General features: G+C 29.0%; 13 protein-coding genes and 1 pseudogene. 10 read left to right on the forward strand and 4 right to left on the reverse strand.

Translation table 11 applies throughout. The features are described from left to right. Positions 1 to 374: 374 nt before the first annotated feature. From AC27VX_RS23175 to AC27VX_RS23190, 4 genes and pseudogenes are all read right to left on the reverse strand, one after another. On the reverse strand, positions 375 to 1,232 hold the full coding sequence (locus AC27VX_RS23175; RefSeq protein ID WP_488698280.1) for a thiopeptide-type bacteriocin biosynthesis protein: 858 nt from the start codon (positions 1,230 to 1,232) through the stop codon (positions 375 to 377). Between the two features lie 9 nt (positions 1,233 to 1,241). Beyond that, positions 1,242 to 3,422 (reverse strand): annotated as a pseudogene (locus AC27VX_RS23180) (lantibiotic dehydratase family protein). A 4-nt stretch (positions 3,423 to 3,426) separates the two neighbouring features. After that, positions 3,427 to 4,818, reverse strand: a complete 1,392-nt coding sequence (locus AC27VX_RS23185) for a prolyl oligopeptidase family serine peptidase (protein ID WP_488698282.1) — start codon at positions 4,816 to 4,818, stop codon at positions 3,427 to 3,429. A gap of 23 nt (positions 4,819 to 4,841) precedes the next feature. Next, positions 4,842 to 5,600 carry a beta-propeller domain-containing protein gene (locus AC27VX_RS23190; protein WP_488698284.1) on the reverse strand — a complete coding sequence of 253 codons (759 nt, stop codon included), beginning with the start codon at positions 5,598 to 5,600 and terminating at the stop codon, positions 4,842 to 4,844. 175 nt (positions 5,601 to 5,775) lie between these two features. On the opposite strand from AC27VX_RS23190, the gene AC27VX_RS23195 reads away from it, so the two are divergent. The 10 genes from AC27VX_RS23195 to AC27VX_RS23240 all read left to right on the forward strand — a co-directional run bounded on the left by AC27VX_RS23195 (position 5,776) and on the right by AC27VX_RS23240 (position 14,368). Further along, positions 5,776 to 7,560, forward strand: coding sequence for a helix-turn-helix domain-containing protein (locus AC27VX_RS23195; protein WP_488698286.1), 1,785 nt, complete (start codon positions 5,776 to 5,778; stop codon positions 7,558 to 7,560). A 283-nt stretch (positions 7,561 to 7,843) separates the two neighbouring features. Beyond that, a complete protein-coding gene (locus AC27VX_RS23200) occupies positions 7,844 to 7,981 on the forward strand; it encodes a hypothetical protein (RefSeq protein ID WP_488698288.1) in 138 nt (45 codons plus the stop codon). A 56-nt stretch (positions 7,982 to 8,037) separates the two neighbouring features. Beyond that, positions 8,038 to 8,562, forward strand: a complete 525-nt coding sequence (locus AC27VX_RS23205; RefSeq protein WP_488698290.1) for a hypothetical protein — start codon at positions 8,038 to 8,040, stop codon at positions 8,560 to 8,562. Between the two features lie 258 nt (positions 8,563 to 8,820). Next, entirely contained in the window at positions 8,821 to 9,465 is a 645-nt protein-coding gene (locus AC27VX_RS23210; protein ID WP_488698292.1) for a hypothetical protein, read from the forward strand. 4 nt (positions 9,466 to 9,469) lie between these two features. Further along, positions 9,470 to 9,997 (forward strand): TlpA family protein disulfide reductase, encoded by a 528-nt coding sequence (locus AC27VX_RS23215; RefSeq protein ID WP_488698294.1) that lies wholly within the window; start codon positions 9,470 to 9,472, stop codon positions 9,995 to 9,997. Further along, a complete protein-coding gene (locus AC27VX_RS23220) occupies positions 9,984 to 12,110 on the forward strand; it encodes a peptidase domain-containing ABC transporter (protein ID WP_488698296.1) in 2,127 nt (708 codons plus the stop codon). Before AC27VX_RS23215 ends, AC27VX_RS23220 begins: the two co-directional genes overlap by 14 nt. A 96-nt stretch (positions 12,111 to 12,206) precedes the next feature. Next, entirely contained in the window at positions 12,207 to 12,482 is a 276-nt protein-coding gene (locus tag AC27VX_RS23225; RefSeq protein ID WP_488698298.1) for a transposase, read from the forward strand. Further along, positions 12,457 to 13,290, forward strand: coding sequence for an IS3 family transposase (locus AC27VX_RS23230; RefSeq protein WP_488698300.1), 834 nt, complete (start codon positions 12,457 to 12,459; stop codon positions 13,288 to 13,290). The genes AC27VX_RS23225 and AC27VX_RS23230 overlap by 26 nt, the downstream gene beginning before the upstream one ends. A 59-nt stretch (positions 13,291 to 13,349) precedes the next feature. Then, positions 13,350 to 13,517, forward strand: a complete 168-nt coding sequence (locus AC27VX_RS23235; RefSeq protein WP_488698302.1) for an acetolactate decarboxylase — start codon at positions 13,350 to 13,352, stop codon at positions 13,515 to 13,517. Positions 13,518 to 13,570: 53 nt separating this feature from the next. Continuing rightward, positions 13,571 to 14,368 carry a CPBP family intramembrane glutamic endopeptidase gene (locus tag AC27VX_RS23240; RefSeq protein ID WP_488698304.1) on the forward strand — a complete coding sequence of 266 codons (798 nt, stop codon included), beginning with the start codon at positions 13,571 to 13,573 and terminating at the stop codon, positions 14,366 to 14,368. Positions 14,369 to 14,434: the final 66 nt, after the last annotated feature.

The raw sequence follows: 14,434 nt of genomic DNA on the forward strand, positions 1-14,434 counted from the left end.
TTCAATGCTAAAATCAAAAACTTCAGGATGCAGCTCAGAGGGGTGAAGGACAGATCATTTTTTTTATTCAGATTAACCAAACTTTTTGCTTAGCCCCCAACTTTTGCACCTGATCCTCAGTTGATAATGATATTATTTTAAAAAAAAGATGGAAATATAAGGGGGAAAATTATAAATCAAGATTTTGAAATCTACCAAAAGTTAATAAAAATATTAAATTCATACGATTATAAAAATAAACTCATTAATAGAAAAGATGCAGAACAAAGCTATGTTCATTTCATTTTGAGTTTAGTAATTTCTAATTATGATCTTAAATAATAATATTTTTTAGCTTCTTTAAAAAAGGACGAAAATATACTTTTCACTTTTTGTCAAGAATTTTCGTTATTTTTCTTGAAAATCTCAGTCTTATAATATCTTAAAAGATAGTCATAGATTACCATTTCAAACAAACGCTGATTAGAAACAAAAAGTCTATTGATATTCATGTGAAAAATACTTTGGAAGAAACTTTGCAAAGATATTCCCAACGATTTATTTTCATTGTGGTGGAGAATATCCTGTAAGACCGAACTACTTTCTTCAATATTGGAAATAACAGCATTTCTCTCTTCTAAAAACTCGTATGATTGAAGAAAATCTACATATTTTGTCTTGAATTCCCGATATTTTTTATCCAGTTGAGAATTGAGTTTCTTATCTGCATTAAATTCCTGCTTAAAAGCAACATTGAAATCTTTGATCCATTCTAGCTTTTCATGAATGGTAAGATTAAGTTTGTTCAAAATCTCATCAATGTAAAAGAGAGTAATAATAATTTTCTCTTCATCGTCGTAATGCAAGCATTGCAAGGTAAATTCACTGTTTTTATGGAATAGAGTTTCAGCTTCTTCAATGGTTTTTTCCCCGTAACGTTCGATTTCCCTAATGTAAGTGTCAATCAAAATATTTGAGATTTCTCCACTGCCTATATATTCTTGCAGAGCTTCATTGATTTTGTCAAGGATTTTGCTGTAATCCACAGTATTATTTAACATAAACCTTACTCTCAAATGTGGTTTAGGATCATTATAGCGGATGAAAAACCATTGTGAAATATAATTATTTTCCTGAAAGTATTCTGTCAAAGGTTGTATTGCTTCTTCCAAAATAATATCAGCAGTCTTTACTCCTGTATAAATTTTCAGGTAGAGCCATTCCGTTCCGGGAATAAATTTTCTTCTTTCCATCATTTACAACTATAACGTTTCACCTTTATACATTGAAAAAATAAACTCACGTTTAAAATCATCATTTTCATTATACAAAAATTCTTCGATTATGATTGCTTTTTCAATTTTTACGGTTTGAATAAAAAGTTTTGCCATATCGTAATTTTCTAAATTCATTGTCAAAGTATTATCAAACTTTACCCACTCTATCCATGTAGGAATTTTTCTTTTAAATCTCCAATTCTCTAGTTCAGATAAAAAATATTCTTTATCAGACATTGATGATTCAAGAGCAATAACATCTTTTTCTGCTATCTTCCATCGCGCTTTTGAAAGAATGATATTTTTGTATTTTACTCTTGGCAAAAAATGATAAATGTCTTCTAATCCGCCCCAATTAAAATGCAAGCCTGCTCTCACATCTTGTGAATGGAAATCAGATAAAAAATGATAAACAGGCAAAGTATTGGTATAATAATTATGCGCATTTGTAAGATATGGCTTGACTTCTTTATTCAATTTTCTTGAACGCAAAATAATTTTGTCATTTTTTAAAGAAATATATAGATCATCAATAGAAATTTGATTTTCCTTTGGTAAAACAGATTGCGCCAGATATGGAATCTCATAGGTTCGTAGTGTAGGTCTTCTTACTATATTTCCTATTCTGGCTTCCGGTAAATGAATGATTTCTGCTAAAATATAATCAGAATTTAACTCCTCCTCTTTTTTCGCAATATCTTTTGTTAAATTTTGTACTATTGATTTTTCAGAACAAAACCTACCCAGAAGATTAGCCGCACTACTCCCACTACTTCCTTTTACATATAATTTTTCAAAATTCTTATCAGAAACAATCTCTGTTATAAAAGACATTGTATCCGGTATATTATCCCAGTTTTCTTCAAAATCTTTAAAATCTTCAGTTAATAATTCAATAACATTTTGATTTTCTAACAAAGCATATTGTACTTTTTCATTAAGAATTTTATGTACCGGATTAAGTTCAATAATTAGATTTCGATTTTTCTTAGAGATTGAAAGATTTAAATCTTCTAAATAATTATGAACTCCTTTAGCAGAGAAATTTTGTCTGTAACCTATCCCAACTTCGGTATCAAGAACATAAGTTAAAGGCATTTCTTGGGTTTCAAATCTTTCACTAAAAGCCTTTTTGAATTTTTCAAAAGGAGTATCTTGTTGCAGTAAAGTAATTTTATTTAAAAAGTTGATTCCGTTCTTTAATTTTTTTTTCCAGTTTGATTGTAAAGTAAATCTACTTTTATTATAAAGATCTGTCTGAAAAAGATACTTCTGTTCATATTCTGTTTTAAAAGTTTTAATTAACTCTTCAATTTCAGAATAAAGAAAAATAGGATTTCCAATATTTTTGTCTAATTCGCTTAGCTTTTCTTTTATTAAAATTAAATTTTCAAGTTCAGCCTTAGCATCTATTCTATTTAATACAAAAATCAGCGTATCTAAAAAATCGTTTCCCGAAACATTAGGTTCGAATTCACTCACCAAAACTTGGTTATCAATCAATTCTTCAACAAACTCCCGGGCTTCATCTTCTGTTATTTCATTATTGATAAGAATATCTGTAATCTGCTGTACGGTTTAAAAAGATAATATTTGCCCCAATCCCTCAGAAAGTGGAGCAGATGAAATAGTATATTCTCTTTTTCCTCCTGTATATTGATATTCTATATAGCGGATATTGTTTCCTACCTTATAAACACTGTTATTAGGATAAAATAATAACTGATTTCTTATCTCTATTATGCTCACAAAATGTTGAGCTAAGGAAACAAGAAAATACATATCTAGTTTAGTATCTCGAACTAAACTTACGAGTTGTTTATCTCCAAGATTTTCATTAAATCTTCCCAGGCCAACCGAAGCAAATAAGCCGAATGGTGTACAACGTGTACTCATTCGGCTATAATATTTTAATAGGGTATTTTTTAGTTTTTGATATTGTTTTTGGGAAAGTTCTTCTTCTGAGTTTAACCAAAGATTGAGTTCTTCGTATAAATATGGTGAAGCCAAATAAATTGCTTCCAGAAAAACTGGATGAGTACAAATTTCCTTTAATTCATCATTAGAAATCTCCTCTTTACCAAATTTCTCTACAAAACTTTTATAGGTGAATGAAGGAGTACGAACTACATACTCATCAAAAAACTGATAGGGAAAGCGAGACATTTTGCTATTTTGTATTTTTTTTAGGTTGATAATCAGGATGTCCTAATTGCCATAATGCAAAAGTAAACATATCTCCTAAATTTGCATATCGTTGTGCCACAGGAACATTACCAGAGTGTCCTCCTTCAAAATCTATTTTTAAAAGAATAGGATTATTAGACGAATCATCAGCCATTAATTTAGCTGCAAATTTTACAGGTTCCCAAACAATCACTCTTTGATCGTTTATTCCTCCGGTTATAAGCGTTGCAGGATATTTAACTCCCTTTTTAATATGATGATAGGCATCCATTTCTAATAAGGCTTTAAACTCTTTTGGATCTTTAATACTTCCAAATTCTTTTGGCTGGGCATTAGGTTTTGCATCATCTCTAAGCATGTTCAATGATCCTACCTCAGCAATAACCGCTTTAAAAAGATCAGGTCTCTCAGTCATGGCTCTACCTACCGTAATTCCTCCGGCGCTACCACCCCAAATCGCCACTTTATCTTTTGATGTGTATTTTTCGTGTATCAAAAATTCTGTACAGTCTATTAAATCTCTCCAAGTATTGGGTTTAGTTTCTTTATATCCTCCTAAACGCCATTTTTCTCCTTTTTCTCCTCCTCCTCTCACATGGGCTACAGCCACCATCCCTCCTTGATTTGCCCATAACAAGTAAGTTTTAGCAAAGAAAGGATTAGTAGAAATTCCATAAGAACCATAACTATCAATCAATACAGGATTTTTGCCATTCTTTTTAATATTTTTATTATAAATCAAAGAAACTGGAATTTCTTCCCCATCTCTTGCTTTTACGGTTATTTCTTCAACAACAATATCTTTGAATTCAGGATATTCTGCAACAGGAGCAATATTTTCCGGCGTAAAGGCATTCTTTTTTACATCATATTTAAAACGTTGCTCATCATTTGCCCATCCAGAGCAAGTAATCCAAATATCTGAATAATTTTCTCCTTTACCCTGTAAATCAATATTTCCTGATGGATAAGGAAGTTGAATAAGATTATCTTTCCCATCCTTGTATAAATATAATTTAGCTTCTACACCATTCTTCGTGGTAGTGTAATAAATGCCATCTCGGGTTATTCGATAGCTTTTAATAATTTCATCTTTTTTCTCTGGAACTAAAGTTTCAGCACTTTTAAAATTTGGATTAGCAATATTGGTTCTACATAATTTATTGAGAGATGAATTATAAGATGACTGAAAAATAACCTTATCATTCCAAAAATCTAAATTCTTAGCTTTATCACTTGATTCGGAAAGTAATTTCCAATTTTTTTTACCTGCTAATAAATCTTCTTTGCTAATGATAAATGTTTTTCTGTAGGGTTGAAAATCTACCAGCATTCCTTTGTAATACTGATCATCAATATCAGAATCTAGAATCATGGGAAATTGGTCAGCAGTAATACCTAAATCAGGATTATTTCTAGCAGAAAAAACATCACTTGTTTTTTTGGATCAGTTCCTAATTTATATAAAACAGTTTGTGTATTTCTATAAAAATCTTTAGATTTAGGATCAATTGTAGAAAAATTCATATAGAAAAATCCGCTATTATCATCTAACCATTTTATTCCATCCAAAGTAGCAGGTGCTATATTGGCAATAAATTCAGGATAAATTTGTTGTTTTTTGATATCTATAATAATCAAATCTGAGAGTTCTACTCCTTTTTCAGCCATTGAAACAGCAACTTTATTACCATCCCAGCTTGGACTTATATAATTGATGACAAACTCATGATTAGCTTCTGAATTTTTGTAGTTGATAGGGTCATAAAGCAATTCTTCTTTTCCTTGAAATCCTTCTCGGTAATATAGTTTTGCTACTTTTTCATCTCCTTTTTTCTTTAAATAAAAATATCTATCATTATCTGTTATTTTCAAATCAGATACAGAAAACCCTTGTCTGTTATCAATCTCTAGTCTTTTTTCTACATAATAATTTCTTTTAGGAATAAGATCAAGAACAGAATTGGTATAAGCTGTCTGCGACTTCATCCAATTAGTAGTATTAGGATTTTCTAAATCTTCTAAATTTCTGTAATTATCAACGATTTTAGTTCCAAAATATTCATCAGTAACTGGTTTTGATGGGGCTAATTTTGTCTTTTGGGCATTAATAAAAGCTGATAGTAAACAGATAATAATAAATATTTTTATTTTCATTATTACTAGAAATTATTTATTACTCGCTGTTTGAAAAGGAGTAGGAAGCGGATCATCATTTTCATTAATATTATAACCCGCTTGAGCTCCACCTCCTCCAATAATTGCTTTCATGTCGTTAAGCTTTACTAATTGTAGTTTTAACATAAAGTATTGATATTATTAAACTTAAATAATGATTATTTTATTTTCATATTGTGTAAATATTAAATGTGAAAATTATATTTTTGTAGCTTATTTACAAATGATGAAATTTATATTTCCTATTGTTTTTTTGTTTACTAATTGTTTTTTTGCTCAAGATAACAAAGTTGACACCTTAAATAAATTCAGTTATTCGGAACTGAAAAACAAATTTTATAACTATAATGATAATATTAAAACTGATAAAGCTAAAATTATAGCTCAATATTATCTGCAAAAGGCTAAAAATGAAAAAACCACTCTTCAAATAGCTGACGGCTATGTCCTTGTTCACTTTAATGAAAATTTTTCCAATGCCCTAAAATATTTGGATAGTGCAGCTACAATTACGAAAAATTTAAAAGGAACAATATATCCCTCTCAGACTTATTTAATGAAAGGAAACCTTTATTATAAATATGACAATTTAAAAGTTGCTTTAGATAATTATATTTTAGGATTACAATACTCTAAAGATCAGAAAAATCAGAAGATGACCGCATATGCTAATATGAATATTGCCTATTTGAATAGTTATATTGGTAAAAATGCAGAAGCTGCTAAAACGTTCAGATATTATTTATATAATGGTAACAACATTACAGATGAATCTCAACATAATCAAATGCGTATAAGTCTTATATATTGCTATATTGAGCTAAATAAATTGGATTCTGCCAATTTTTTAATTAAAGAAGGGCAAAGATCACCATTCACAGGCAAAAACAAATATATAATTAGCCAATATTCTTATTTTTCCGGATATTCAGACCTTAAACAAAAAAAATATAAAGCTGCCATAGCAGAATTATCAAAAGCTTATAAATATTTCTCCAGTATCAATGACGATAATGCAAATTATACGCTTTTTAATTTAGGTAAAGCTTTTGACGGATTGGCGAACAAAGAAAAAGCAGTCGAATATTTTGTTGTTTTAGATTCTAATGTAAAAAAAACTAATATTACCTTTCCAGAACTTCGTGAAGTATACACCTATCTCATAGACTATTATAAAGAAAACAACAACAAAGAAAAACAGCTTTATTATATTGACCGCTTTTTAAAAGTTGATAAAAAACTCGATGAACAATTCAGGTATTTATCTACGGAATTACCCAAAAAATATGATACGCCAAATCTTCTACAAGAAAAAGAGGATATAATTAATGACCTACAAAACAGAAAAATAATTCTATATGCTTCCATTGGTCTTCTATTATCAGCTCTTCTATTGCTTTCCTTCTTCTATTATAAATCTAAAAAAACAGAAAAAAAGCATCGAAAAATTGCTCAGGATTTAATCAATTCAATTGAGATGAGAAGTTTTCAAACTCCTGACGAAAAATTAGATGTAGTTCATATTCAAGAAACAGAACAAGTTGATATAGAAAACAAAATAGCAAAGACTACTCCGGAAGATGTAACTCAATATATTTTAAAAGAATTGGAAATTTTTGAAACAAAAGAGTCTTTTTTAAAGAAAGGTATTACATCTGCTAGTTTAGCAAAAAGTATAAAGACCAACACTACCTATTTATCAGAAGTCATTAATACCCAGAAAGGAAAGAGTTTTACAACCTATCTTAATGATTTACGGATTCATTACGTGTTAGAACGATTGATAAAGGACAAAAAATTCAGATCTTACACACTTCCTGCTATTGCAGATGAACTTGGATACAACAATGTACAAGCATTTTCAGTTGCATTCAAGAAAAAAACGGGAACTACACTTTCAATTTATATTAAGGAAATTGAAAAGTCAATTATGATTTAATTGCCTATCTATTTAATTGAATTTCAATAAAATACAGGTATCAGGATTTATAAATTGATATATATCAATTTATAAATCCTGATACCTATTGCTTTTTTTGTGCTAATTTCTTGCCTAAGTTTGCTCCAGGTAAAAACACAAATATTTTATTTCTTGTATGTGTACAGTACAAAAATATAAATATAAAAACTGATCAGTAAAAGACCCATGTCAGGGATTGTATGACAAAAATTATTTACTAAATTTAAAAATTCAAAAAATGAAAAAATTAAATCTGTCACAAATGGAAAATTTACAAGCTGAAGGAAGACCAAAATGTACTTGGGAATATGCGGGTGCATTAGCTGGTATGGGAGCTATTATTGGAGGAGTAGTTGGAGGAACTTTTGTTCTTGGAGTAGGTATGCTTCTTTGTGACTAAACTGTAATTTAAATTGACTAGAAGGGATAATACCCTTCTAGTTTTAATATTGAAAAATGAATTTTATAGAAAAAATTAAAATAAAAGAACAAAAGCCCAAAGTAATTTTCGGAAGATATTTTCTGCCTTTTTCTTTAAACGAGTGCTTTTTGTTGTTTACATTCCTACTTTTCTTTTCTTTCGTACTTATCGCTTTCATTAAAAGTGATTTCAGTATAGTTGGAATGATTTCTTTTCTAATATATCTTTTTATTTTAGTTAAAATTATCTATCAGAGATTTTTTAAAGAAATAAAAACAAATCTGTTACTTAAAGATAACAATGCAATTATTGAAGATATTGCAAGTAAGCAGAAAGTGGTATATGAATCAAAAGAAATATTAGGTCTTTATATTTTTGAAATTCCTTATAAAAATGATACCGAATATATTATAATTATTTGTGAAAATAACAAAATTTTCATAAACAATTTTTACGGTAGAAAACTATATAATTCTAATTCCAAAACTATAAAATCAATAAAGAATTTAGTTTTATCAAAAGCTGAAGCTTTATCAAAACAAAGAATTAGTAATTATTAGCAAATGAAGTTTATTTCTTGAAAGTAACTCATTCTGAAAATAGTTTTGTTAATATTAAATTTTACATTAGCTATTATAATATTATAACTATTCGGGATTTACTTTATTTACAATACAACTATCAAATATTCAAAAAATTGGTATTTTAAAATTAAAATACAATAAAACACGATTAGACTATTTTTGATAATCTAATCAGAATAACATTCTACCATAACTTTTACAATAATAGAAAATAATATTTCTATAACAACACAAATGAAAAATTTTATACTTTTCATAAGCATTGTCTTATGCTATTTTTCACTCACTTACTTAGATAATACTTTTATTACTACCAGTTCCAAAATTACAGATTTTCTTGCCAAAGATTATCCGAACGAAGTAATACAAAATTATATAGAAAGTCAGAAAAAATGGTGGTGGGTAAGCTATGTTGCGACACCATTACTTATTGGGATCAAGGTTTTATTGGTTGCTTTCTGTCTTAACTTTATTAAACTGTTAGATTTACCTGGCTTAGATCAAATAAAATTTTCAGATTTAATAAGTTTTGTTTTAGTGGCAGAATCTGTATTTATTATAGCAGGATTTTACAAATTTGTTAATTTTTATTGGATAAATACAGATTATACGTTGGAAGATTTACAAACTTATTATCCAATTTCTTTACTTAATATACGAGATTATATCTCTACGGAGAAATGGTTAGCATATCCTTTACAATTGGTAAATCTGTTTGAACTTTTTTACTGGGGAACTCTTGCCTGGGGAGTATGGGAAATTTCAGAACAAAAAATTAGTTTCCAAAAATCTTTAGGTTTAATAACAATAACGTATGGGATTGGTCTTCTATTTTGGGTAGGTGTAGTTTCATTTTTTATTTTAAATGCACAATATTAGAGAAATGAAAAACAAGAAGTTTTTAAAGGCATTAGTCATTATTATTCCAGTTATATTAATCGGAGTAATGATATATTTATTTTTAAACTTTCAGAAGAAGAAAGAAAAAATAGAAGCTCTAAAGGATGCCCCTACATTTAGTTTTACAACCATTAGAGGGAATTCTTTTACACAACACAATTTGGCTGACGATCATACTAAGGTTATAGTGTATTTCAGTCCAAGTTGTCATTTTTGTCAGGCAGAAGTAGAAGAATTATCTAAAAGCTATCGCAACTATCAAAATACTCAATGGATATGGGTTGCCAGTGAACCTTTAGAAGAAATCAAACAGTTTGCTAAACAACATAATTTGGATAAGCTAAACAATATCTACTGGTGTCACGACGAAATGGCAGTATTTTATCGAAAATTAGGTTTAAAAGGAGTACCGTCTTTTTTGGTCTATGATAAAAATAATCATCTTATTAAAAGAAATTCAGGAGCAATAAAACTGGAAAAACTCACAAATACCTTTGATGAAAGAAAATAAACTTATAAAAAAGACATTCTCACTCCAAAAAGACTTAACTGATTGTGGAGTTGGCTGTCTCCAATCCTTAGTGAGATATTATGAAGGAGATATTTCACTGGAAATACTTCGTGAAAAAAGTGGAACAAGCAAAACCGGAACTACACTTCTTGGTTTACATCAATGCGCCAATGCTATCGGCTTTGATTCAGAAGGTTGCGAGGCTGACATACAGGCCCTCACAGAACACGGAGAACCCGTTATTTTACACACTATTATAGATCAAAAATTTGAACATTATGTTATATGCTATTCTTACAATATTCTTGGAAATCATCAATTTCTTATCGGAGATCCTGCCAAAGGTTTAGAATATTGGACAAAAGAATACTTGGAAGAAGTGTGGCACTCTAAAACTTGTCTTACTTTAAAACCCAACGCTCAGTTCCAAAAAAAAACAAAAATAGATTCCGAGAAGAAACTTTGGATGAAAAATCTAATTAAAGAAGATCAGGAAGCCGTTTATACGATTATTTTTTTAGGACTTATATTTACTTTATTGGGAATGTCTATGTCTATTTTCTCACAAAAATTAATAGATGATATTTTACCAAAGAAAAAGACTTCTCTTTTATTGTTAAGTATTTCATTTCTTGGATTTCTTCTTTTTGCAAGAGTAGCTATCCAGGCACTAAGAGAATTTTATATCATTAAGCAAAGTAAAGCCTTTAATGAAAGGATCAATAAAAAATTTTACTCTTCTCTTCTTCATCTTCCAAAAATGTTTTTTGATAGTCGAAAAATTGGAGATTTTGTGGCTCGGCTCAATGATACTCAAAGAATCCAAATCGTAATAAAACAATTGATTACTAACACCGCAGTAGATATTTTAGGAGTTCTCATTGCTATAAGTTTCCTTTTCTTTTACTCTTGGAAACTTGCTATAGTCTGCATTATTATTTCGCCAATAATTTTTTACATTATCTTTAGTTTCAATAAGAAAATTATTGAATCCCAAAGAAATGTAATGCAATCTTATAGTTCAAATGAAGCCAATTATATAGACAGTATTAGAGGAATTGATGTTATTAAAGGATTTTCCAAACAAAATTTATTTATTAAAAGAAATAAAACTATTTTTGTTTTTTTTCAAACAAAAATTTTTGAACTTGGAAAGCTTAATCTTACAATTTCTTTATACTCCGGATTAACCCTAGTTATTTTTCTTTTACTAATTCTTGGCATTTCTTCTTACAAGGTTTTAAATAATGAAATTAAAGTCGGTGAATTAATGGCAATTATTGGGATTTCAAGTTCATTGCTTTCTTCAATTACCAATTTGGCTCTAGTAACTATCCCGATACAAGAGGCTAAAGTAGCTTTCGATAGAATGTTCGAATACTCATCATTAGAAAAAGAAAAAGTTGAAGGTCTGGAAATTAAAAATGTTGAATCTATTGAAATTAAAAATATTGATTTCAGATTCAATGGAAGAAGTAGGCTTCTTAATCAAATATCTTTTTCTTTACAGAAAGGGAATGTTACCTGTCTTCTTGGAGAAAGCGGAAGTGGTAAAACAACATTGACAGAAATTTTACAAAAAAACTATCTACCGGAAAAAGGAGAAATTATCATTAATGCGAATATCCATTTAAAGGATATTTCTATAAATAACTGGCGAAACTTAACCGGTATTGTTCCTCAAAATGTACAACTTTTCAACGGAAATGTTTTGGAAAATATTATTCTTAACGAACAAGTAAATGAAGAAAAGCTACAAGAATTAATTTCACTTGGTTTTGATAGATTTATCAATTCTCTACCTCAAGGTTTCTTAACGTTGGTAGGAGAAGAGGGTATCAATCTATCCGGTGGGCAAAAGCAATTACTTGGTTGGATGCGTGCTTTATATCATAATCCGCAATTCTTAATTTTGGATGAACCAACTTCTTCATTAGATAAGGAGAATAGGAAATTCATTTACAATTTAATACAAAAATTAAAAACAGAAAAAATTATTTTAATAATTAGCCATTATTTAGAAGATCTAAAGGAAATTTCTGATGAAATATTAACAATAAAAGATACTCAAATTTCTGAATTAATATTTTGTGATATGTATATCATTAATTGACAATAATACAAATACCAATTTGTTAATCAGTTAGTTAGGTAAACTCCCCTGTTTTTCAGACCAATTAAAATTATTAAATTTAGTTTGTTAAACATTATGAAAAAGAGCAAATTTTCAGAACATCAGATTATCAATATTCTTAAAGAATATGAATCTGGGAAAGCTACAAAAGACATCTGTCGAGAACATGGGATTTCTGCACCTACTTTCTATCAATGGAAGCAAAAGTATGGAGGAATGGATGCGCAGCATCTTAAGGAACTTAAAGCGCTACAGGAGGAAAACGTACGTCTTAAACGCATGTTTGCAGATCTGAGCCTAGATCATCGTATCTTAAAGAATATCATTGAAAAAAGCTTTAAAGCTCTGTGAACGAAAAGAACTGGCAAAGGGTGTTATTAGCGAAACAGAAATCAGTGTTCATAGGGCTTGCAAGATCGTCTGCATGAGCCGCAGTATGTATTATTATGGGCATAAAAAAGACGACCAACGCGTTATTTCAAAATTACTAGATTTGGCAGCGAGATATCCTACAAGGGGATTTGAAACTTATTACGGTAAGATACGCTTGGAAGGTCTGCTTTGGAATAGAAAAAGAGTACTTCGTGTTTATCGAAATATTAATTTAAAACTAAGAGTTAAGCGCAAACGCCGTATTCCGTGTCGGATTAAAGAGAAACTGATCGTCCCGGGAAGCGTCAACGAGACATGGTCAATTGATTTTATGAGTGATGCTTTATGTAATGGCAGGAGGTTTAGGGTGCTGAATGTCATTGATGATTATAATAGGGAGTCATTGATTAATGAAGCATTCTATTCAATTCCAGGTATCAGATTAGTGCAAAGATTAAAAGAATTAATCACATACAGACCTAAACCTAAGCGCATAAGAACCGACAACGGTCCTGAGTTTCTATCCCAGGTTTTTGTGGACTTCTGTAAGGATAATGACATTGAGCTGCAATATATACAACCGGGAAAGCCTGCACAAAATGCATATATTGAACGCTTAAACCGTACATTTAGAGAAGATGTTTTGGATGCATATCTGTTCGGCTCTCTAATAGAAGTAAATGCTATTGCTTACGAGTGGCAGATTGATTACAACAGTAATCACCCGCATAAATCGTTAAATGGACTTAGTCCATGGCTCTATGCTAAAGAAGTTTTAGTGTATTAGAGTATATTTTATATTTATTAACTGTTTGAAAAACGGGAAGTCTTCAAAATTTTTATAAAATGGAAAAATTAAAAGAATTAACTCAAGAAGAGTTAACGCAAGTAGAAGGAGGTACATTTATTGGGTATCTAGTTGGATGTGTAGTTGGAGCTTTAGCAGTAGCTGGAGAACACGAACATTATATAAATCAGCATGGTGTACCAGGAGGACATGCGATGATGCAATAAATGATAACAAGCATGAGTATTTAACTATACTCATGCTTTAATTAATTTTCCTTATGAATAAAATAATCCCATTATTTGTAAAAATATTTTTTTTACAAATAATTATTTCTATACCATTTTTCTTTATAGCTTTTAAAGACTTCCCTAAAAAAGAATTAACTGTTAATATATGGATCTCCTCATTTTTCCCAGAATTAATTTGTGGGATATATTTTCTTTATAAATTAGATTTGATAAAAGATTTTAAAACCAACTTATTTTTAAAATTTTGGAATTTTAAAAACTTGAAAATTATCTCATTAGGAGTATTTATTCCAACAGCTATTAGTTTTATATTAAACTATTTTAATTTAATTAATACAAGCTTAATTGAGAATATCGATTACTTGAATATTGTTATATTTTTTCTACTCCTATTATTATCCGCATTTATGGAAGAAATATTTTTTAGATTTATTCCATATAGTATATTAAAGGATGAACTTTCATTTAAAAATATTATTTTAACATCATTAATATTTAGCTCCTTTCATTTATTTAATCCAAACTTTAATATTATTGGGTTGATAAATATTTTTATTGCAGGTATATTTTTAAGCTTAGTATATGTCAAAACTAATTCTATTATAATATCTACTATTGTCCATTTTTTGTGGAATTTTTTAATTGGTTGTATCTATGGCAGTAACATCAGTGGGTTGAAAATATATAGTATAGCTAATTATAAATTTATATCAAATAATAAATTTTTAACAGGTGTTGATTTTGGTTTTGAAGGTTCTATATTAACTACTATAATATTTTCAATCTTCTGTTTTGTTTTAATTAGATCTACTGTTTTTTCAAAATAACTTAAAAATAATGTTAAAAAACATAATCTATATAGGAATTTTAATTCTTATAATTACCTCTCTATG

Source organism: Chryseobacterium sp. 14P4.3.2 (genome assembly GCF_057799275.1).